The sequence below is a fragment of the Pseudomonas sp. 57B-090624 genome (assembly GCF_003234055.1).
GTDB lineage: Bacteria > Pseudomonadota > Gammaproteobacteria > Pseudomonadales > Pseudomonadaceae > Metapseudomonas > Metapseudomonas tohonis.
Genome location: NZ_QKRU01000055.1, coordinates 29,683 through 49,448, shown reverse-complemented (window position 1 = coordinate 49,448; position 19,766 = coordinate 29,683). Strand labels below are relative to the sequence as shown.

Here is a 19,766-nt window from a genome sequence, read left to right as displayed (position 1 = left end):
CCACCACCGCCCATCAAGCGGCGACCCCCGTTCGCCCCGAGGAAAGGACATCGCCATGACCCGTTCCCCCTTGCCCCTTTTCGCCACCCTGCTGCTGATCCTGAGTCCGACCACCCAGGCCACGCAGCCGGAACTCATGCCCTACCTGCCGCAACGGACACTGGAGCTCGCGGAGTATCTGCCACCGCCGCCACCCGCCGGCACCGCCGACGACCGGCTCGACCTCGATACCGTGCTGCTCGTCCAGCGCGAGCGCACCCCGCAGCAGGTGGAGCAGGCCAAGCGCGACGACCACCTCGACGACGCGGCCTTCCCCTTCGCCCAGGGCATCCTCGGGGCGGCGTTCACCGTCGAGCGGCACCCGCAGACCGCGCACTTCTTCCGCCGCGTGCTGGTGGACCTGGAGCAGACGCTGATGCCCGCCAAGCACCACTTCGCCCGCCCCCGCCCCTACGAACTCAGCCAGGAGGTGAAGCCGATACTGCCGCCCCCCATGGGCGAGTCCTACCCCAGCGGCCACACCATGGACGCCTACCTCACCGCCATCCTGCTGGCCAAGATGGTGCCGGAGCACCGCGCCGAACTCTTCGCCCGGGCCGCAGCCGCCGCGCAAAGCCGCGTGGTGGCGGGCGTGCACTACCCCACCGACCTGGAAGGCGGGCGCATATCCGCGGCGGTACTCGCCAACGAACTGCTGAAGAACCCCGGCGCCCTGCGTGACTTCGAGCACGCCCGGCGCGAGGTGAGAAGCAACCTCGCCCTGGAGTGACGCCCACCCGGGCCGCGGAGGGTGACGCCGCGGCCCGCCATGGAAGGCACCACCCGACGCAGGGAGCCGTAGCCTCGGTAAGAAGGAGCGACACCATGTTCGTGAATCGCCTCGCCCTCCCCCTCTGCCTGCCACTGTTGACTGCCCTCGCCTGCCACAACCAGGCGCAGGAGACCTCCTGGAGCGACGTCCTCGCCCAGGGCGACGCCCGCCTGTTCTTCGACAACCAGTACTTTGCCCGCGACTTTCGCGACGGCCCGAACAACGCCGGGCGCAACCGCTACAAACCCCGCGACGAACGCAACGGCTACCGCCAGGAATGGGGGCAATCCGTACAACTGCATTACCACTCGGGCTTCACGCCCGGTCTCATCGGCGTGGGTGTCGATGCCTTCGCCATGGCCGCGTTCAAGCTCGACAGCGGCGGCGGGCGCACCGGCACGGGCACCCTGGCAGTGGACGGCCAGGGCCACCCGCGAGACAGCCACGGCAAGGCCGGCGGCGCCTTCAAGCTGAAAATCGCCGATGCGCAGCTCAGGTACGGCAACTTCAGCACCCAGGCGCCCGTGCTGGCGGCGGACAACAGCCGGATCATTCCCGGCATGGCCCACGGCCTGCACCTGCAGGGTGACTGGGCCGGGCTGAAACTGGAGGCGGCGCGCTTCACCGCGCTGTCCGGCCCCACCGAGAGCAAGAGCCGTGGTGCCATCTCAACGGTGTACGGGCGGCCGGAGCGGCACGGCATCGATATCCACGGCGCCAGCTACCTGGGCGCCAGTCATCGAGGCGGGCCCTGGAGCCTCTCCTACTACCTGGCGCAGCTGGAGGACGTCTGGACCCAGCACTACCTGCACCTGGGCCATGAACGGGCGCTGGGCGCAGGCACCCTGAGCAACAGCTTCGACCTCTACCGCACCCGCGACAGTGGCGACTCGCTGTTCGGCCCCATCGACAACCTGATCGGCTCCCACGCCATCGCCTACCGCCAGGGCCCGCAGCGCCTGACCCTGGCCTACCAGCGCAACGTCTCGGACACGCCCTTCGACTACATCGGCTTCGGTGATGGGCAGAGCAGCCAGTCGATCGTCCTGGCCAACGCCGCCGCGTATTCGGACTTCAACGGCCCTCGCGAGCGCTCCTGGCAGCTTCGCTATGACCAGCGCCTGAACTGGCTGGGCCTGCCCGAGCTGAACCTGGCCCTGCGCTACCAGCGGGGTTGGGGCGCAGACGGCAGCCATGCCCCCGGCCACAGCATCTACCACGGGCTCTACGGTCGCGACGGCAAGCACCACGAGCTGGACCTGGACCTCGGCTACACCTTCTCCCGTGGCCCGCTGAAGAACCTGCACCTGCGCGCCACGCAGATCTGGCACCGCAGCAACCGCGCCTACGCGGACGCCTCCATCGACCAGACGCGCCTGCGCATCCAATACCCGCTGGAGCTGTTCTAGTCCCGCGCCGCCCGCTTCAGTGGCGCAGCGGGCGGTGCGCACCTCAAGGCTGCAGCGCCAGGTAGCGCGCCACCAGCGCCACGCCGCTGCACAGCACCAGCCAGGTGACCAGCCGCACGAAGGCCTCGCGGGAGAGGCGCAAGGTCAGGCGCCGGCCTGTCCACAGCCCCAGCGCCATGGCCGGCAGCAGGCTCAGGGCGAGCAGCAGGATCTGCCAGTCGGCGTAGAGCCCGGCCAGGACGAACAGCCCCAGGCGCACCAGGGTGCTGCAGCCGATCAACGCGCTCTGGGTGGCGCGGATCTGCTCCTTCTCGGGCAGACGGCCGCTGAGGTACAGCGCATAGAGGAAGCCGCCGCTACCGAACAGCGCCCCGAGGGTGCCGCCGAAGACACCGAAGGGCACCCCCCAGAGGGGCTTCATCGGTGCCTGGCGCACCGGCTGCAGGAACAGCGACCAGATGGCATAGGCGCAGACGAACAGGCCGAACAGCAGCATCAGCAGTTCGGCATCCAGGTTCACCAGCCCGTAGGCACCGACGGCGCAGCCCAGCGCCATGCAGGGCAACAGCCGGCGCAGCTCGCTCCCAGCCACCGCCTGGCGCGCCGTAAACCAGCTGCCGGCGGATGCGACGAAATCCAGCAGCACCAGCAGCGCAATGATCCGCGCCATGGGCAGGCTGCTCACCAGCAACGGCCCGGCCACCAGTGCCGTGCCGAAGCCGGCGATGCCGAACACCACATAGGCCAGGGCGATGGCGCCGGCGATGAGCAACCAGTCGGTGGGCGAAAACGACAGCAGGGCGAACAGGCTTTCGACACTCATGGAACGGCGCTCGGCAGGGGAAGGCCTCCAATCTAGCGAGCGCGGCGGGCACGGGACCAATACAATCCACGCCCTCATCCCATCTCCAAAAAGCATGGCAGGAGCCCCCGTGATCTCATTACGACAACTGCGCACCTTCATCGCGATCGTCGAGAGCGGCAGCTTCAGCCGTGCCGCAGAACGCCTGTTCATCGCCCAGTCGGCCCTCAGCCGGCAGATGCGCGAGCTGGAGACCCACCTGGCCACCCCCCTGCTAGAGCGCGGCCCCCGCCAGGTCGAGCTGACACCGGCAGGGCGCGCCTTCCACCCAATGGCGCAACGGCTGCTGCAGGACCTGGAAGCCGCCGCCGACCTGGCCCGCCAGGTCGGCCAGGGCCAGCACGGCACCCTGCGCCTCAGCCATTCCAGCTCGGTGCCCCTGGCCGCGCCGCTGCAGGCGCCCCTGCGCAGCTACCTGGACCTGCACCCGGGGGTGAACCTGGACATCGTCCAGCAATCCTCCGAGCAACAGCTGGCCGACCTGCAGGAAGGCCGCCTGGATGTGTGCCTGCTGCGCCTGCCGGTGCTGCGCCAGTACCCCGGGCTCGCCCTGCAGCCGCTATACCGTGAAGCCCTGCTGCTCGCCGTCGCCGCCGACCACCCGCTGGCCGCCGAGGAACGACCGGTCGCCCTCGCCCGCCTGGCGGACGAACCCTTCGTCTCGGTGCCGCACATGCAGCGCGGCGGCCTGAGCTACCGCGCCGCCGAGCTGTGCCTGCGCCAGGGCTTCTTTCCCCGTGCGGCCCGCGCCGTGTCGCGCAAGACCAGCCAGCTGCAGCTGATCGAAGCCGGTATCGGCGTCGCCCTGGTGCCGGCCTCGATGCGCGCCATCGCGCCTGCCGGGGTGCGCTTCCTGGCGCTGGCCGATGCCGACTGCGACAGCCAGGTCGCCCTGGCCTGGCGCCACGATGGCACGCCCCTGAGCCAGGGCCTGGTGGAGCACTTCTGCCAGCAACTGGGCGCAGGCTGACCCCGCGGCTTTGTCTGCGTCGCTGTTGGGGTTCTAAAGCAAACGCTTAAGTAAGGTGGCTTCCGGGCATTTATGGACCTGTGCCACCTCCACCGCATGGGTTTCGCTTCGCTCTACGCCATCCTACGAAAGCTGCCGCCATACGGAACCGACTCCGTCGCCTCGCGGTTGACGCCCGCCGACTGGCGGTTAAGCTGCGCGCCCCTGATCCCCCGGAGCCCCGTGTGGAAACCCGTCAACTGATCCTCGTCCCGCAGATCTCCAGCGTGCCCGGCCATCACGCCCTGGCAGGCCGCATGCTGCGCTGGCTGGTCCGCCAGGACGTGGTCGAGGCCCTGCCCAGTGCCTTCGCCCGCGGCGGCAACCGCATGGTCCACGCCCTCGCGCCGGGGGCCCGCAAGGTCGCCGAACACCCCGCGCATGTGCCGCTGGGCCAGCCGCGCACCGGCCTGGAGATCGTCGACAAGCGCTGCATCTATACCCCCGCACGCGGCTTTCTCGGCGAGGCCGGCTGCCCGGACTGCCGCCGCGAGATCGGCGAGCCGCTGTTCGAGAGCCTGGAGAACTGGTGGCCGGGCGAGACCGACAACTTCACCTGCCCAGAATGCGGCTTCGAGGACGACATCAACGGCTTCCTCTTCCTCCAGCCCTGTGGCTTCTCCAACCTGGCGTTCATCTTCAACGGCTGCACCGAGGCCGGCTTCGATCGCGCCTTCCTCGCCGCCTTCGCCGATCGCCTCGGCTACCCCGTGCGCGTGGTGCGGGTGGAAGACTGAACCGCGCGCATTGAGCGCGGACCTTCGCCGCCCGTATCATGCCGTCCATGTTCAAAGACCCCTTCCAACGGCTCGGCCTCGACCGCGAGGTGCTGACCGTCAGCCAGCTCAACCAGCGTGCCCGCCATCTGCTGGAGGACGTGTTCCCCCAGGTCTGGGTGGAGGGCGAGATCTCCAACCTGGCCAAGCCCGCTTCCGGCCACCTCTACTTCACCCTCAAGGACAGCCAGGCCCAGGTGCGCTGCGCGCTGTTCCGGCAGAACGCCGCCAAGGTGCGCCAGGCGCTGCGTGACGGCCTCGCGGTGAAGGTGCGCGGCAAGGTCTCGCTGTTCGAGGGCCGTGGCGACTACCAGTTGATCGCCGACGCCGTGGAGCCCGCCGGCGACGGCGCCCTGCGCCTGGCCTTCGAGGCATTGAAGGAAAAGCTCGCCGCCGAAGGCCTGTTCGACGCCGGTTCCAAGCGCCCGCTGCCTGCCCACCCGCAGCGCATCGGCATCGTCAGCTCGCCCACGGGCGCTGTGATCCGCGACATCATCAGCGTGTTCCGCCGCCGCGCCCCGCAGGTGGAACTGACCCTGGTGCCCACCGCCGTGCAGGGCCGCGAGGCCACCGCGCAGATCGTCCGTGCCATCGAGCGGGCCGATGCCCAGGGCTTCGACGCGCTGATCCTGGCCCGGGGCGGCGGCTCGCTGGAAGACCTCTGGTGCTTCAACGAGGAAGCCGTGGCCCGCGCCGTGGCGGCCTGCCAGACGCCCATCGTCAGCGCCGTGGGCCATGAGACGGACGTGTCCATCGCCGACTTCGTCGCCGACGTCCGCGCGCCCACGCCCTCCGCCGCCGCCGAACTCCTGGCCCCGGATTCCAGCAGCCTGCGCCAGCGCCTGGACAGCCTGCAGCGGCGCCTGGTGCTGCGCATGCAGCAGCAGATCGCCCATCACCACCTGCGCGTCGAGGGCCTGACCCGCCGCCTGCGCCACCCCGGTGAACGGCTGCGCCAGCAGGCCCAGCGCCTCGACGACCTGGAGATGCGCCTGCAACGCGCCCTCGATCGCCAGCTGAGCACCCGCCGGGAACGCTTCGCGCGCCTGGAAACCCGCCTGGCCGCGCAACATCCGGGCCGGGCCCTGAGCCTGCTGCGCCAGCGCCTGGACAGCCTCGCCGCGCGGCTGCCCCGGGCCATGCAGGAAGGCCTCAAGGAGCGCCGCCTGCAATTGCAGAGCCAGGTGCAGACGCTCAATGTCGTCAGCCCGCTGGCGACGCTCGGCCGGGGCTACAGCATCCTCCTCGACGAGCGCGGCCAGGCCATCCGCAACGCCGCCCAGACCCGCCCCGGCCAGCGCCTCAAGGCCCGCCTGGGCGAGGGCGAGCTCGACGTGCGGGTCGAAGACAACCACCTCACCCCGGTCACCCTTTCCCTGCTGGATTGACAGATGCGCCTGCTGCTCGCCCTGCTCCTCGCCGTCACCCTCCCCGCCCAGGCCGAAGGCTTCATCAGCCGCCTGCTGCACAAACCGGTGCCCGGCGGCGTCGCCGTGGTGCAGCTGGGCCAGGGCGCCCAGGCACCGACGGTGCGCTTCCAGGACAAGCCGGTGCTGGTGGTCAAGGAGGAAGGCCGCGACTGGATCGCCATCGTCGGCATCCCCCTCGGTACCCCCGCCGGCACCCAGCAGGTGCAGGTGAGCGATGGCCGCAGCCTGGCCTTCAGCGTCGGCAAGAAGCATTACAAGGAACAGCGCATCACCCTGAAGAACACCCGCCAGGTGAACCCGCTGCCCGAGGACCTCAAGCGCATCGACCGCGAACTGGCCGAGCAGACCCGCGCCTACCGCAGCTTCACCCCGGGCACGCCGAGCAACCTGCTGTTCGACAAGCCGGTGAACGGGCCGTTATCCAGCCCCTTCGGCCTGCGCCGGTTCTTCAACGGCGAGGAGCGCAACCCGCATTCGGGCCTGGACTTCGCCGTGGGTGCCGGCACGCCGATCAAGGCCCCGGCGGCGGGCAAGGTGGTGCTCATCGGCGACTATTTCTTCAACGGCAAGACGGTGTTCGTCGACCATGGCCAGGGGCTGATCAGCATGTTCTGCCACATGTCGAAGGTGGACGTGAAACTCGGCCAGCAGCTGCCGCGCGGCGCCGTGGTCGGGCGTGTCGGCGCCACCGGCCGGGCCACCGGGCCGCACATGCACTGGAACGTCAGCCTCAACGACACGCGCGTCGACCCGGCCATCTTCATCGGCGCCTTCAAGCCCTGACGACGGGCACGGGGTCGCCCGAGTCCGGCGCCGCCGTACAACTCCCCTTACAGACGTCGCCTGGGCCGTGCGGCGCATTTTTGCTAAGGTCCGCCAGCTTCGGAGGCCCGCCGCAACGGCCGGCCCGATCCCACCGCTGACATGGAGCCGCATATGCCCCACGAGCTGGCAACCTGGATGGACTGGCTGAAGGGCCACCCCGAACTCCTCACCCTCTGCGCATCCACCCTGCTGGTGCTCGGTGCCTGGCTGGCCAACTGGATGGTCAAGCGCATCCTCGTGCGCGGGCTCTATCGCCTGGTCGCCACCGGCCTCAACGGCGGTGCCAAGCTGCAGGACCACGGCCTGATCAAGCGCCTGGCCAACGTGGTACCGGCCCTGGTGCTGGCCAGCGGGGTCAAGGTCATCCCGGGCCTGCCGACGTCCCTGGTGACGGTGGTCACCAATGTCTGCGCCGCCTTCATCATCCTCACCCTCGCGCTGGCCCTGAGCGCGGTGCTGGATATCGTCAACGGCCTCTACCAGCGCCGCCCCGACGCCCACCTGCGGCCGATCAAGGGCTACCTGCAGGTGCTGAAGATCGCCGTGTTCGCCATCGCCGCCATCCTCATGGTGGCCAGCCTGATCGACCGCTCGCCGCTGATCCTGCTCTCCGGCCTCGGCGCCATGGCCGCGGTGCTGATGCTGATCTTCCAGGACACCCTGCTGTCGCTGGTGGCCAGCGTGCAGATCACCTCCAACGACATCATCCGCGTCGGCGACTGGGTGGAGATGCCCCAGCTCAACGCCGACGGTGACGTGATCGACATCGCCCTGCACACGGTGAAGGTGCAGAACTGGGACAAGACCATCACCACCATCCCCACCAAGCGCTTCATCACCGACTCGTTCAAGAACTGGCGCGGCATGCAGGAATCCGGCGGCCGACGCATCAAGCGCAGCCTGTTCCTGGACCAGAACAGCGTGCATTTCCTCGATGCCGACGACCTGGCCCGGCTGCACCGCTTCCGCCTGCTCGACGGCTACCTCAAGGCCAAGGAGAGCGAGCTGCTCAGCTGGAACGCGCAACTGGACGAATCCAGCCGTCTGCCGATCAACAGCCGTCAGTTGACCAACATCGGCACCTTCCGCGCCTACGTGGAGAACTACCTGCGCCACAGCGGCGACATCCGCCAGGACATGACCCTGCTGGTGCGGCAGATGGCGCCCACCGCCGACGGCCTGCCGCTGGAGCTCTACTGCTTCACCGCCACCACCGCCTGGGCGCGCTACGAGGCCATCCAGTCGGACATCTTCGACCACCTGCTGGCGATCCTCCCGGAGTTCGGCCTGCGCGTGTTCCAGCACCCGAGCGGAGCCGACATGCGCGAGCTGCGGCTGCCCGCGCAACCGCCACAGGCCACGCCCGCCGCAGCCCTGGACCACTCGTCGGGCTGAAACCGGAGCGGCATCAAGAAGCCAGTACGCCCGCCGATGCAGTGTCGATACCGGAATTTCCGGTAGTGCGAGCGAGAGACAGGATGCTGACGGTCAACACCAACATCGCCTCCTCGTTCACGCGAAGACAGTTGAGCACCACGGACAATGCACTGGGCAAGACCTTGCAGCGCCTGTCGACCGGCCAGCGCATCAACAGCGCCAAGGACGATGCCGCCGGCCTGCAGATCTCCAATGCCCTGACATCCCAGGTGCGCGGGCTCAACGTCGCCACGCGGAACGCGAATGACGGCATGTCGATGCTGCAGGTGGGAGAAGGTGCGCTGCAAAGCGTGACTTCCGCGCTGCAGCGCATCCGCACGCTCGGCCTGCAGGCCATGAACGGCTCCAACTCCGAGACCGACCGCGCCGCACTGAACCAGGAGGCCCAGAAACTCCTGGAGGAGATCAACCGGGTCAACGAGACCACCACCTTCGGCGGCCGCAAGATCTTCAGCCAGGACAGCGGCTCGCAGCTGGGCAAGCTCGACGAACGCGCGGTGCTCAATTCGCTCAAGGGCTTCTGGATCAGCGAGGGCGAGCAGCGCGTCTTCGACGCCTACGGGATCAAGGCCGACGGCGCCACGCTGAAGATAACCCTGAGCAACGACCCGTCCAGCACCACACTGGCCTCGGTCGCCGGCACCCCCGGCGCCGGTGGCAAGTACTACAACCAGGTGCTCGACGTGAACATGGCCTACTTCGATGGGTCGAGCCTGCCCAACGGCGGCAGCAACCCCGGCCAGTACACCGACCGCGTCCTCGCCCACGAGATGACCCACGCGGTGATGGGCCGGGCGATGAACTTCAACGCCCTGCCCGGCTGGTTCAAGGAAGGCACGGCGGAGGCGGTGCAGGGTGCCGACGAGCGCCTGCGCGGCGACATCGCCGCCAGCAGCATCGGCGCAGTGGTCGGTGCCTTCGGCGGCATCGGCAGCAGCGCCGGCTACTCTGCCTCCTATGCCGCCGTGCGCTACATGCACGCGGAGATCAAGGCCGCCGGCGGCAACGGCATCAGGGACGTGATGCAGTACCTGGCCGGCCACGCCAACTCCACCCTCGACGACGCCCTGGCCAATGCCAGCCGTGGCGCCTTTGCCAGCGCCGCCGACTTCGGCACCCAGTTCTCCGCCAATGGCGCGGCCTTCATCGCCGGGATGGACCTGACCAACGAGGACACCGGCGCCATCGGCGGCTTCGATGCCGACGGCGGCGATGTGTTCACTGCCGAGGACGTGTTGCCCAACCGCGGCACCGGCACACCCGGTTCCCTGGGCTTCAAGCTGGAAGAGCCCAAGCTGTTCGATGCCAATGCCACCGGTGGAGGCGTGCAGACCTCGCTGCAGGTCGGCGCCAACGCCTGGGAAACCATCGACGTCGGCCTTGCCTCCTTCAACACCGGGGCGATGGCGCTGAACAACGTCAACCTGATCAAGACCCCGGGCCTCGCGGTGATGGACATCGACGACGCGCTCGCCTACGTGGACCGCCAGCGCGCGTACATGGGCGCCATCCAGAACCGCCTGGACAACACGGTCAGCAACCTGCAGAACATCGCCGAGAACGCCAGCGCCAGCCGCTCGCGCATCACCGACGCCGACTTCGCCGCCGAGTCGGCCACCCTCGCCTCCAAGCAGATCCTCCGGCAGGCGGCGCAGAGCATGCTGGTGCAGGCCAACCAGCAGCCACAGGCCGTGCTCTCGCTCCTGGGCTGACGCGCAATTCCCGCCACATTTCGCCGCCAGTCGAGCAAAAAACCATCGCCCAGGAGCATCCAGCGCACGAAATCATCAATTTCTCGACAAGCCTTGCCATATTCAACCCAAGCCAATAGGGTTGTCGGCATGAAAACCGCTCACACCCTCATCCTCCTGCGTCAACACGCCTGCCTACGCCTGGTCAGCCCACGACTGCGTAGCTGAATCGCGACGCCCCGCTCCACCCCGCATTTCATTTGGCCGGCCGCCGTCATCAGGCCCATCAGAACAAGGATTGCCCCATGAGCATGCTCAACGACCCGTCTCGCAAATACCGCGCCTTCCCCGCCATCGACCTGCCCGACCGCACCTGGCCATCGAAGACCATCACCGAGGTGCCGATCTGGTGCAGCTCCGACCTGCGCGACGGCAACCAGTCGCTGATCGAGCCGATGGACGCGCAGAAGAAGATGCGCTTCTTCAAGACGCTGGTGCAGGTCGGCCTGAAGGAAATCGAGGTGGCCTTCCCCTCCGCCTCGCAGACCGACTTCGACTTCGTCCGCGAGCTGATCGAGAACGGCCATATTCCCGATGACGTGACCATCCAGGTGCTGACCCAGGCCCGCGAAGACCTGATCACCCGCACCTTCGAATCCCTCAAGGGCGCGAAGAAGGCCATCGTCCACGTCTATAACGCCACCGCGCCGTCCTTCCGCCGCATCGTCTTCAACCAGGACCGCCAGGGCGTGATCGACATCGCCACCGGCGCCGCGCGCCTGATCAAGCAGCTGGCCGCCAGGCAGCCGGAAACCCAGTGGACCTTCCAGTACTCGCCGGAAATCTTCAGCTCCACCGAGCAGGACTTCTCCCTGGCGGTGTGCAACGCGGTGATCGACGTCTGGGAACCGACCCCGACCAACAAGATCATCCTCAACCTGCCCGCCACCGTTGAGTGCGCCACGCCGAACGTCTACGCCGACCAGATCGAATGGTTCGGTCGCCACATCAACAAGCGCGACAGCGTGATCATCAGCCTGCACACCCACAACGACCGTGGCACCGGCGTGGCCGCCACCGAACTGGGCCTGATGGCCGGTGCCGACCGCGTCGAAGGCTGCCTGTTCGGCAACGGCGAGCGCACCGGCAACGTCGACCTGGTGACCCTGGCGCTGAACATGTACACCCAGGGCCTGCACCCGCAACTGGACTTCTCCGACATCGACGCCGTGCGCAAGGTGGTCGAGGAGTGCAACCAGCTGCCGGTCCACCCGCGCCACCCCTATGTGGGCGACCTGGTGCACACCGCCTTCTCCGGCTCCCACCAGGACGCCATCCGCAAGGGCTTCGCCCAGCAGAAGGAAGACGGTGTCTGGGAAGTGCCCTACCTGCCGATCGACCCGGCCGACATCGGCCGCAGCTACGAGGCGGTGATCCGCGTCAACAGCCAGTCGGGCAAGGGCGGCATCACCTTCCTGCTGGAGCAGGAATACGGCATCAGCCTGCCACGCCGCATGCAGATCGAGTTCAGCCAGGTGGTGCAGCGCGAGACCGATCGCCTCGGCCTCGAAATGACCGCCGAGCAGATCTACAAGCTGCTCGACAGCGAGTACCTGCAGGCCACCACGCCCTACACCCTGAAAGGCCATCGCCTGCAGGAAGAGAACGGCACCAGCGCGGTGGACATCGAAGTCCAGGTCAAGGGCGAGACCCAGCACCTGCGCGGCATGGGCAAGGGCCCGCTGGAAGCCCTGGTGGCCAGCCTGCCGGTGAAGGTCGAGATCATGGACTACTCCGAGCACGCCATCGGTGGCGGCGCCAACGCCAGGGCGGCCGCCTATATCGAGCTGCGCCTGGAAGGAGGCCGCGCGCTGCACGGCATCGGCATCGACGAGAACATTACCACCGCCAGCTTCCGCGCCCTGTTCAGTGCCCTCAACCGCGCCCTGAGCCAGACCGAAGCCGAAGCGGCCTGAGGTTCGCTACGAAAAAGAAAACCCCGCCTCGGCGGGGTTTTTCCTTTGTGGCAGGACGAATGTCGGCTACCCCTGCTGCTGCCAGTGGCAGCGGCCCCAGGCGCACATCGCCTCCAGCACCGGCTGCAGGCTCGCGCCGTGCTCGGTGAGGCGGTACTCCACTCGCGGCGGCACCTCGGCGAACACGGTGCGCGAGAGCACGCCGTCATGCTCCAGCTCGCGCAGCTGCTGGGTCAGCATCTTCTCGGTGATGCCCGGCACGCGGCGCTTGAGCTCGGAGAAACGCAGCGCCTCCTTCATCAGGTGATACACCAGCAGTGACTTCCACTTGCCGCCGATCACGTCCAGCGTCACCTCCACCGGCGTGTTGTAGACCTTGTCGCCCGAAACCAGGCGCTTGGTTTCGGTGGTGATCGGCTCGTGCTCGCTCATATTGCTTACCCATCAGTAAGTGACTGCCAGAATCGTACGTACTTGTCAGCGAGATTGCCACCGGCATAATCGACCGCCACATTCATGCCGAATGCAGCCGATGGAGATCGCACCGATGACCACACGCAACCTGTTCCAGCCCACCCAACTGGGTAGCCTCCAGCTTCCCAACGCGGTGGTGATGGCCCCCCTCACCCGCCAGCGCAGCCTGCAACCCGGCAACATCCCCAGCGAACTCAACGCCACCTATTACGCCCAGCGTGCCAGCGCCGGCCTGATCATCAGCGAGGCCACCCAGGTCTGCCCCGAAGGCCAGGGCTACGCCTGGACTCCCGGCATCCACAGCGCCGAGCAGGTCGAGGGCTGGAAGAAGGTCACCCGGGCGGTGCACGACAAGGGCGGTCGCATCGTCCTGCAGCTCTGGCACGTGGGGCGCATCTCCCACCCGCTGCTGCAGCCGGGCGGCGTCGATCCCGTCGCCCCGTCCGCCATCCAGGCCAAGGCCGACTGCTACGTGCAGGAAGCCGATGGCAGCCACCATCGCGAACCCACCGCCAAGCCCCGCGCCCTGGCGCTCGATGAAATCCCCGGCGTGGTCGCCGCCTACGCACAGGGTGCGGCCAACGCCCTGCGTGCCGGTTTCGACGGCGTCGAAGTGCACGCGGCCAACGGCTACCTGCTGGACCAGTTCCTCTGCTCCGGCAGCAACCAGCGCACCGACGCCTACGGCGGCTCGGCGGCCAACCGCGCGCGCCTGGTACTGCAAGTGATCGACGCCGTGATCGCCACCACCGGCGACAGCGGCCGCGTGGGCGTGCGCATCTCGCCGATGGGCACCTTCGGCGACATCAGCGACGCCAACCCGCGCGAAACCTTCGGCTACTTGGTGGAGCAACTGAACAGCCGCAACCTCGCCTACCTGCACATCAACAAGCCGGACTGGCTGGGCGGCACCTTCGAGGGCTTCGACGACCTGCTGCGCGAACTGCGCGACCGCTACCAGGGCAGGATCATCCTCGCCGGCGGCCTGGACAGCGGCAGCGCCGAGCAGGCCCTGGCCAGCGGCCTCGCCGATGCCGTGGCCTTTGGCCGGCCCTACATCGCCAACCCCGACCTGGTCGAGCGCTTGCGCCAGGGCGCCCCTCTCAACCAGCCGGACGCCAACACCTTCTACGGTGGCGCCGAAGCCGGCTACACCGACTACCCGACCCTGGGTTGACAGGCGCAGAAACGAAAACGCCGGGCATCGCCCGGCGTATTTCATGGCAGCGGCTCAGACGAGCCCGAACAGCAGCAGGATCGGCACCATGGCGACGATGAACGCCAGCATGAACAGCAGCCCGACCCCTACGCCCCGCCACAACGAGAAGAACGCGCCATTGGCAGCCTTGTGCCGGTCCAGTTGCGTGCCGAACAACTGCCGCGCATAGGCATTCATCGCCATCACCTGGACCACGCCGAAGACGATGGCGGGGACGTTCTCCGGCAACAGGGCACCCGCGATGATTATCGCGATGAAGAAGCCGATCGAGACGGCCCACAGCTTCCCGGTCTCGCCACCCCGGCCCATGGCCTTGAGATTGGCGGCGGTGACATAGGCCCCGGCCAGTGGCGTGCCGAAGAAGGTGGCCAGGCCGACGCCAGGGATGCTGTAAAGGCGCAGGTGCTCGGTGCCGGTCGCCGGTACGAGCAGTTCGGCGGAGGGGGTCTGGAAGGGATTTTCGGCTTCCGTGCTCATGTCAGGCTCCTTGAGGCAACGCAGAAGAGGGATGCAGGACCGCCATGATACGGAGCCGCCCGGCAACGGGCGACCCCGCATGATTGACGGCCGGCGGCAGCTGGCCGCCACGCCCGTCAGTTACAGGTGCCCTCGTCGCGCCAGACCTTGCCGCTACCGTCCGCGCCGGTGAACTCCGGCTTGCCCGGCTCGGAGCCACGGTTCCACCAGCGTGCGGTATAGAGACGGCCCTTGTGGGTCGCCTGGCCACCTTCCCAATAAGCCTCATCGGCGCTCCAGGGCTTGGCGCAGCCGCCCGTACCCGGCTGCTCGGGGACCTGGGCGCCGACCTTCACTTCGTGGGTGCGCGTGGCCTCTTTCTGCCCATTGCTCAAGGTCAGGGTGAAGCGGTAAGCCACCTCCCTTTCCTGGGGCGGGGCCACGAACGTCAGGTTGGCGCCACTGGCCTTGAACGGAACCTGCGGGCTTGCCCCCCAGCGGTAGGTCAACGGCAGACCGCCCGGATCGGTCGAGGCGGCGGCACTCAGGCGGACCTCGCCGCCGGCGATGGCCGTGGAAGGACCGGAAATGTGCGCCACAGGCGGCAGGACTACGGGTGGGTTCTCCGGTGTCTCGGTGCTGGCGCCACCGCAAGCGCCCAGGTCGCGCCAGACCTTGCCGCTGCCATCCAGCCCGGTAAACGCCGGGTCACCCGGCTCGTTACCCCGGGTCCACCAGCGCGCCTCGTAGGTGCGCCCCTTCCTCTGCACCTTGCTGCCCGACACGTAGTCGGATGTCGCGCTCCACGCGGGATGGCAGGTCGGTGAACCCGCGATGCCGGCCTTCACCAGTACCGGGTGGGTCTTGCGCACCGTGTGCGTGCCGTTGCTCACGGCCAGCTCGAAGGTGTAGCGGGTGTCCCTGTCGAGCGCCGGCGCCTTGAAGGAAACCCGGGGGCCGTCGTAGCTGAAGTCCAGCCTGGGCGAGGCCGACCAGGTGTAGCTGAGCACGCTGCCTTGCGGGTCGCTGGAGGCGGAGGCGTCCAGCCGGACCGTGTCACCGGCGCTGGCGGAGGCTGGGCCGGCGATCTGGGCTACCGGCGGCAGGATGGCGCCGACCGGCTTCAGGCTGGCGAGCTTGACCAGGTTGTCGGCGCTGAACTGGCCCTCGGCCAACAGGGTCCAGTCACCATCGGGCCGGTCGCTGGCATGCACTTCGTAGTCCTTGAGGTTGCCGAAAAGGCCGCTGCTCTGACGCGGCAGGTAGTGCAGCTGGGAAAAGCGCTCGCGTGCTCCCAGGTCGATGACGAAGTCGTACGGATAGCGCTCCTTGGACGAGGAATACCAGTAGGTACCGGTCCCGCCATCGATGGCGTTCTCGGGCTTGTAGCCCTTGGACGAGATGACCCGCCATTGATCACGGGGCAACGAGCGTCCATCGGCCCCGGCCAGGTGGAGCTCGGAGATGCTGGCGGCGTTGCCCCCTTCGATCGCCGACTTGGCGACCAGGCGGAGGTAACGCGCCTCGACCGTGTCCTGCTGCCTGGCGAACGCATGGCCCTCGAGCACCTGGTCGGTCGCCGTACGGTTGTCCTGCACCCGCATGGCCAGGTACCAGCGCCCGGGCCTCGGGTCCTTGACCCCCAGGGCCACGCCGGCCGCCATGATCGAACGCTCGTCGAACTGGGTGGCGGTCGGCTGCTGGCCATAGCGCAGGTAGAGCTGGATGCGTCCGTGGATCTCGTGGCCCGCGCCATGGTTCGCGGTGAACGCCAGGCGCTCGGTACCTGACGGTACGTCGATGGGGAAGTACCGCCACTCGTTTCGATCCAGCGTGACGCGCTCTTCCAGGAACCGGGTGGCACGCTCGGTTTCCAGCGGCACCACGGAGGGGCTGTAGGCGGACATGCGTGCGCTGTTCTCGCGCCAGAGACGGGCTACGTCGGCCATTTCCGGATGCCCCAGGGGCACGCCCTGTCGATCCCTCAGATCGGGGTTGGAGAAGTAGTTGACCTGGTTGCCGCACATGATGGTCCCGACACGACCGTTGTGGTAGCCGTAGCGGTAGCCGTCGCCTTCCGGACAGTGGTTGGCACCGATGTTGTGCCCGACCTCGTGGCGGAAGGTGGTGGGCGAGGTGATCACGTTGATGGAGTAGCGGCCACGGATGTTGCCCCAGCCCAGCATGGTGTCCTCGCCCGTGATGCCTCTGAAGAAGCCGGTGACCAGGTCAGGCCCGTACTGGCGCATGCCGTCGGCGAACAGCACGTTCAGCTTGTGGAGCGTTTCCCGGGTGATGGCATGTTCGCTGTCGATCACCTGGGTGCCCACGAGGCGGAGGCGCACGCCTTCGACCCTGGAGTTCTTCAGCGCCAGGTTGACCGAGGCGATCTGCGCCAGTGCATAGGCCTCGTGGTCGCCGATGTACTCGACCGCATTGCGCGAGAACCCGGCCAGGACGTCGACGACGACCTCCCCTTCGGCATTACGGTCGACCAGGAAGCTGCGAGCTCCCGAGAAGGACTGCACCTCATGGGGCAGATCGGCTTGCGGAGCTTCTACATAGTCACGCGAGGCGGGAGGGTGGGTGTGGCTTGCGTCGTAGCGCGTGAGGGTCTGCAGTCCCGATGCTTCGCCGCGAATGACGATATTGGATTCGGGCAGCAAGGCGATGAAGCTGCCATCCCGACGGGCGACCACGATGACGTCATCGACGGCCTGCAAGGCGCGCGCACCCACGCCGGAAAACGCCCCGCCGGTGTAGACCTTGAGATCGCCGAACCTCTCCGCGCTATCCAGGGCCAGCCCCGAGAGATTGAGCCCGGTGGCGCTGCGCAGCTGCTCGGTGCCGCTGGGCACGTCGGCGCTCAAGCTCCGGGCGGAGAGGAGACTGGAGAGCTCGATGAAACGCCCCGTCTGGGTATCCAGTACCTGGGAAGGCAAAGAGCCGTTCGGGGAATGGGCCGAGTGGGCCTGGACGCCCAGGGGGAGAAGCGCGGCCAGGCCAAGGCTGGCGACCCAGGTGCGAGTAGAACGACTGAGTGGATTCAAGCGGAACGTCGGCATGGAAAAATCCTGGTCAGCAGCAAGCCCCTGCGAGTGCTTCACAGTGCAGCGAGCCAAGGGATCGAGGGAACGAGTTATTGCCGGCACGGCCATGCTAGGGGCAAGGCACGGGGAAGGGAAAAAACGGATCGGAATTCGGACGCGTCTTAAGCCCCGGGTAATGAGCCGGCAGTGTTGCGCGTCGCCAGGGATGCGTGCCCGGAACCCGGCACCTCCGGGTTCCGGGCAAGCGGGGATCAGGGGGTCAATGCGAACCCATCTGCATCCAGGTGCGCGGGGAAACGCTCGCGGTAACCGGCCAGGGCGCCGGCAGCGAGGGAAACCTGGAACACACCGTCCCCCGCGCCGGCATCGAGCAGCGTCTCGCCCTGGAAGTCCAGGGCCTGGCTGTCACCGCTGTAGGGGTGGCCCTTGCCGTCTTCTCCGACCCGGTTCACCGCCGCCACGTAGCAGAGGTTCTCGATGGCCCGTGCCGGCAGCAGGCGGTTCCAGTGATGACGACGCGCGGCGGGCCAGTTGGCGGTGTAGAGCAGCAGGTCGGTGTCGTGGGGATCACGGCTCCAGACCGGGAAGCGCAGGTCGTAACAGACCAGCGGGCGCACCCGCCAGCCCTTGATCTCGAACAGCGCCTGGGTCTCGCCCGGCGTGTAGTGCTTGTGCTCACCGGCCATGCGGAACAGGTGGCGCTTGTCGTAGTGCAGCATCTCGCCGTCGGGGCGCGCCCAGAGCAGGCGGTTGCGGTGGCTGCCGTCGGCGGCGCGGATGATCACGCTACCGGTGACCACCGCATCGAGATGACGGGCCTGCTCGCGCAGCCAGGCGTAGGTCGGGCCCTCCTCCTCTTCGGCGAGGACGGCCGACTCCATGGAGAAGCCGGTGGTGAACATCTCCGGCAGCACGATCAGGTCGGCGCCACGGGCCTGCTCCAGCAGGACCTCGAAGTGCCTGTGGTTGGCGTCGGCGTCGTGCCAGGCCAGGGTGGTCTGCACCAGGGCCAGCTGCAGGTCGGGCAATGAACTCAGATCGCGCATAGCTTCTCCGCTGCCTGGCGCAGCGTCTCCTCTCGTTTGGCGAAGCAGAAGCGCACCAGGCGCAGGTCACGCGGGGCGCTCTGGTAGAACACCGACACGGGAATGGCGGCCACGCCGTGTTCGCGGGTCAGCCATTCGGCCATGGCCACATCATCCAGCTCGGGGTGGATGGCGCTGTAGTCGACCAGCTGGAAATAGGTGCCGGCGGCGCGGGTGAAACTGAACCGCGATCCACCCAGCAGGTCGCAGAACAGGTCGCGCTTGGCCTGGTAGAAACCGGGCAGCTCGGTGAGGTGTTCGGGGTGGTCGGCCATGAAGTCGGCCAGTGCCCACTGCAACGGCGTGACGCCGCAGAAGTTGACGTACTGGTGCACCTTGCGCAGCTCGGCGGAGAGGGCCGGCGGCGCGACCACGTAGCCGGTCTTCCAGCCGGTGACGTGGTAGGTCTTGCCGAAGGAGCTGACCACGAAGGCGCGGGCATACAGCTCGTCATGGGACAGCACGCTCACATGGGACTGGCCGTCGAACACCAGGTGCTCGTAGACCTCGTCGCTGACCAGGTAGATGTCGCGCCCCCGGATCAGCGCCGCCAACTGGTCCAGTTCGGCCCGGGAGATCAGGGCGCCGCTGGGGTTGTGCGGACTGTTGAGGATGATCATCCGGGTGCGCTCGCTGAGGGCATCGGCCATGCGTTGCCAGTCGATGGCGAAGCCCGGCAGGGCCAGGGGCACATGCACGCAGCGGCCGCCGGCCAGTTCCACCGAAGGCTCGTAGCTGTCGTAGCAGGGGTCGAGGACGATGACCTCGTCACCGGCGCGCACCACGGCCTGGATCGCGCAGAAGATCGCTTCGGTAGCACCGGGGGTGACCGTGACCTCGCTGTCGATATCGACCTGGCGGCCATAGAAGGCCTGGACCTTGGCCGCCACCTGCTGGCGCAGCGCGGGCAGGCCGGTCATGGGGGCGTACTGGTTGTGGCCGGCACCGATATGGCGGGCCACCGCATCGCACAGAGCGGCGGGCGCGGAGAAATCCGGGAAACCCTGGGACAGGTTGATGGCGCCGGTTTCGGCGGCGAGCTGGGACATGCGGGTGAAGATGGTGGTGCCGACGTTGGGCAACTTGCTGGCGATCATTTCTTCAGGCTGCTGGCGACTGGGAAGTGGCGGCTAGCTTAAGGCCTGTCGGGCTCACGACCAAGATGAAAGCAGGCGTTGCGACAAGGTGCTGCCGGCCGCCCCGATGGCCAACGCCCGGAACGAAAAAGGGCGTCCGTGGGCGCCCTCTTGCGGTTG

General features: G+C 67.8%; 16 protein-coding genes. 10 read left to right on the top strand and 6 right to left on the bottom strand.

What is annotated here, in order from left to right; all coding sequences use genetic code 11:
- Window positions 1-55: 55 nt before the first annotated feature.
- Both DMX10_RS23185 and DMX10_RS23180 read left to right on the top strand, forming a co-directional pair.
- Window positions 56-769: a phosphatase PAP2 family protein gene (locus tag DMX10_RS23185; RefSeq protein ID WP_111263296.1), complete on the top strand. Its 714-nt coding sequence runs from the start codon at window positions 56-58 to the stop codon at window positions 767-769.
- Between the two features lie 95 nt (window positions 770-864).
- Window positions 865-2,220: an OprD family outer membrane porin gene (locus DMX10_RS23180; protein WP_111263295.1), complete on the top strand. Its 1,356-nt coding sequence runs from the start codon at window positions 865-867 to the stop codon at window positions 2,218-2,220.
- Window positions 2,221-2,263: 43 nt separating this feature from the next.
- Here the strand turns inward: DMX10_RS23180 and DMX10_RS23175 are convergent, their stop codons facing one another.
- Window positions 2,264-3,043, bottom strand: coding sequence for a sulfite exporter TauE/SafE family protein (locus DMX10_RS23175; protein ID WP_111263294.1), 780 nt, complete (start codon window positions 3,041-3,043; stop codon window positions 2,264-2,266).
- Window positions 3,044-3,152: 109 nt separating this feature from the next.
- Here DMX10_RS23175 and DMX10_RS23170 point away from each other — a divergent pair, with 109 nt between their 5' ends.
- From DMX10_RS23170 to leuA, 7 genes are all read left to right on the top strand, one after another.
- Entirely contained in the window at window positions 3,153-4,052 is a 900-nt protein-coding gene (locus DMX10_RS23170; RefSeq protein ID WP_111263293.1) for a LysR family transcriptional regulator, read from the top strand.
- 224 nt (window positions 4,053-4,276) lie between these two features.
- Window positions 4,277-4,828, top strand: coding sequence for a sugar ABC transporter ATPase (locus DMX10_RS23165; protein WP_111263292.1), 552 nt, complete (start codon window positions 4,277-4,279; stop codon window positions 4,826-4,828).
- A gap of 47 nt (window positions 4,829-4,875) precedes the next feature.
- The gene (gene xseA, locus DMX10_RS23160) at window positions 4,876-6,255 is read left to right on the top strand and encodes an exodeoxyribonuclease VII large subunit (protein ID WP_111263291.1); all 1,380 of its coding nucleotides are present in this window, start codon (window positions 4,876-4,878) and stop codon (window positions 6,253-6,255) included.
- 3 nt (window positions 6,256-6,258) lie between these two features.
- On the top strand, window positions 6,259-7,080 hold the full coding sequence (locus DMX10_RS23155; RefSeq protein ID WP_111263290.1) for a peptidoglycan DD-metalloendopeptidase family protein: 822 nt from the start codon (window positions 6,259-6,261) through the stop codon (window positions 7,078-7,080).
- Window positions 7,081-7,233: 153 nt separating this feature from the next.
- On the top strand, window positions 7,234-8,517 hold the full coding sequence (locus tag DMX10_RS23150) for a mechanosensitive ion channel family protein (protein ID WP_111263289.1): 1,284 nt from the start codon (window positions 7,234-7,236) through the stop codon (window positions 8,515-8,517).
- Window positions 8,518-8,600: 83 nt separating this feature from the next.
- Window positions 8,601-10,271: a flagellinolysin gene (locus tag DMX10_RS23145; RefSeq protein WP_111263288.1), complete on the top strand. Its 1,671-nt coding sequence runs from the start codon at window positions 8,601-8,603 to the stop codon at window positions 10,269-10,271.
- Between the two features lie 284 nt (window positions 10,272-10,555).
- On the top strand, window positions 10,556-12,226 hold the full coding sequence (leuA, locus tag DMX10_RS23140) for a 2-isopropylmalate synthase (protein ID WP_111263287.1): 1,671 nt from the start codon (window positions 10,556-10,558) through the stop codon (window positions 12,224-12,226).
- A gap of 66 nt (window positions 12,227-12,292) precedes the next feature.
- Here the strand turns inward: leuA and DMX10_RS23135 are convergent, their stop codons facing one another.
- Window positions 12,293-12,658 (bottom strand): helix-turn-helix domain-containing protein, encoded by a 366-nt coding sequence (locus DMX10_RS23135; RefSeq protein WP_111263286.1) that lies wholly within the window; start codon window positions 12,656-12,658, stop codon window positions 12,293-12,295.
- A 115-nt stretch (window positions 12,659-12,773) separates the two neighbouring features.
- Here DMX10_RS23135 and DMX10_RS23130 point away from each other — a divergent pair, with 115 nt between their 5' ends.
- Complete coding sequence (locus DMX10_RS23130) at window positions 12,774-13,877, top strand: alkene reductase (RefSeq protein ID WP_111263285.1); 1,104 nt, start codon at window positions 12,774-12,776, stop codon at window positions 13,875-13,877.
- A 54-nt stretch (window positions 13,878-13,931) separates the two neighbouring features.
- Here the strand turns inward: DMX10_RS23130 and DMX10_RS23125 are convergent, their stop codons facing one another.
- From DMX10_RS23125 to DMX10_RS23110, 4 genes are all read right to left on the bottom strand, one after another.
- Window positions 13,932-14,396 carry a hypothetical protein gene (locus DMX10_RS23125; protein WP_111263284.1) on the bottom strand — a complete coding sequence of 155 codons (465 nt, stop codon included), beginning with the start codon at window positions 14,394-14,396 and terminating at the stop codon, window positions 13,932-13,934.
- Window positions 14,397-14,512: 116 nt separating this feature from the next.
- The gene (locus DMX10_RS23120) at window positions 14,513-17,440 is read right to left on the bottom strand and encodes a discoidin domain-containing protein (RefSeq protein WP_111263283.1); all 2,928 of its coding nucleotides are present in this window, start codon (window positions 17,438-17,440) and stop codon (window positions 14,513-14,515) included.
- 236 nt (window positions 17,441-17,676) lie between these two features.
- Entirely contained in the window at window positions 17,677-18,471 is a 795-nt protein-coding gene (locus DMX10_RS23115) for an amidohydrolase (protein ID WP_111263282.1), read from the bottom strand.
- A complete protein-coding gene (locus tag DMX10_RS23110; RefSeq protein ID WP_111263281.1) occupies window positions 18,459-19,607 on the bottom strand; it encodes a pyridoxal phosphate-dependent aminotransferase in 1,149 nt (382 codons plus the stop codon). Before DMX10_RS23110 ends, DMX10_RS23115 begins: the two co-directional genes overlap by 13 nt.
- Between the last annotated feature and the right edge of the window lie 159 nt (window positions 19,608-19,766).

Coding starts and splice junctions, on each gene's coding strand:
- DMX10_RS23185 (WP_111263296.1), top strand. CDS start 56: ATGACCCGTTCCCCCTTGCCCCTTTTCGCCACCCTGCTGCTGATCCTG.
- DMX10_RS23180 (WP_111263295.1), top strand. CDS start 865: ATGTTCGTGAATCGCCTCGCCCTCCCCCTCTGCCTGCCACTGTTGACT.
- DMX10_RS23175 (WP_111263294.1), bottom strand. CDS start 3,043: ATGAGTGTCGAAAGCCTGTTCGCCCTGCTGTCGTTTTCGCCCACCGAC.
- xseA (WP_111263291.1), top strand. CDS start 4,876: ATGTTCAAAGACCCCTTCCAACGGCTCGGCCTCGACCGCGAGGTGCTG.
- DMX10_RS23155 (WP_111263290.1), top strand. CDS start 6,259: ATGCGCCTGCTGCTCGCCCTGCTCCTCGCCGTCACCCTCCCCGCCCAG.
- DMX10_RS23150 (WP_111263289.1), top strand. CDS start 7,234: ATGCCCCACGAGCTGGCAACCTGGATGGACTGGCTGAAGGGCCACCCC.
- DMX10_RS23145 (WP_111263288.1), top strand. CDS start 8,601: ATGCTGACGGTCAACACCAACATCGCCTCCTCGTTCACGCGAAGACAG.
- leuA (WP_111263287.1), top strand. CDS start 10,556: ATGAGCATGCTCAACGACCCGTCTCGCAAATACCGCGCCTTCCCCGCC.
- DMX10_RS23135 (WP_111263286.1), bottom strand. CDS start 12,658: ATGAGCGAGCACGAGCCGATCACCACCGAAACCAAGCGCCTGGTTTCG.
- DMX10_RS23130 (WP_111263285.1), top strand. CDS start 12,774: ATGACCACACGCAACCTGTTCCAGCCCACCCAACTGGGTAGCCTCCAG.
- DMX10_RS23125 (WP_111263284.1), bottom strand. CDS start 14,396: ATGAGCACGGAAGCCGAAAATCCCTTCCAGACCCCCTCCGCCGAACTG.
- DMX10_RS23120 (WP_111263283.1), bottom strand. CDS start 17,440: ATGCCGACGTTCCGCTTGAATCCACTCAGTCGTTCTACTCGCACCTGG.
- DMX10_RS23115 (WP_111263282.1), bottom strand. CDS start 18,471: ATGCGCGATCTGAGTTCATTGCCCGACCTGCAGCTGGCCCTGGTGCAG.
- DMX10_RS23110 (WP_111263281.1), bottom strand. CDS start 19,607: ATGATCGCCAGCAAGTTGCCCAACGTCGGCACCACCATCTTCACCCGC.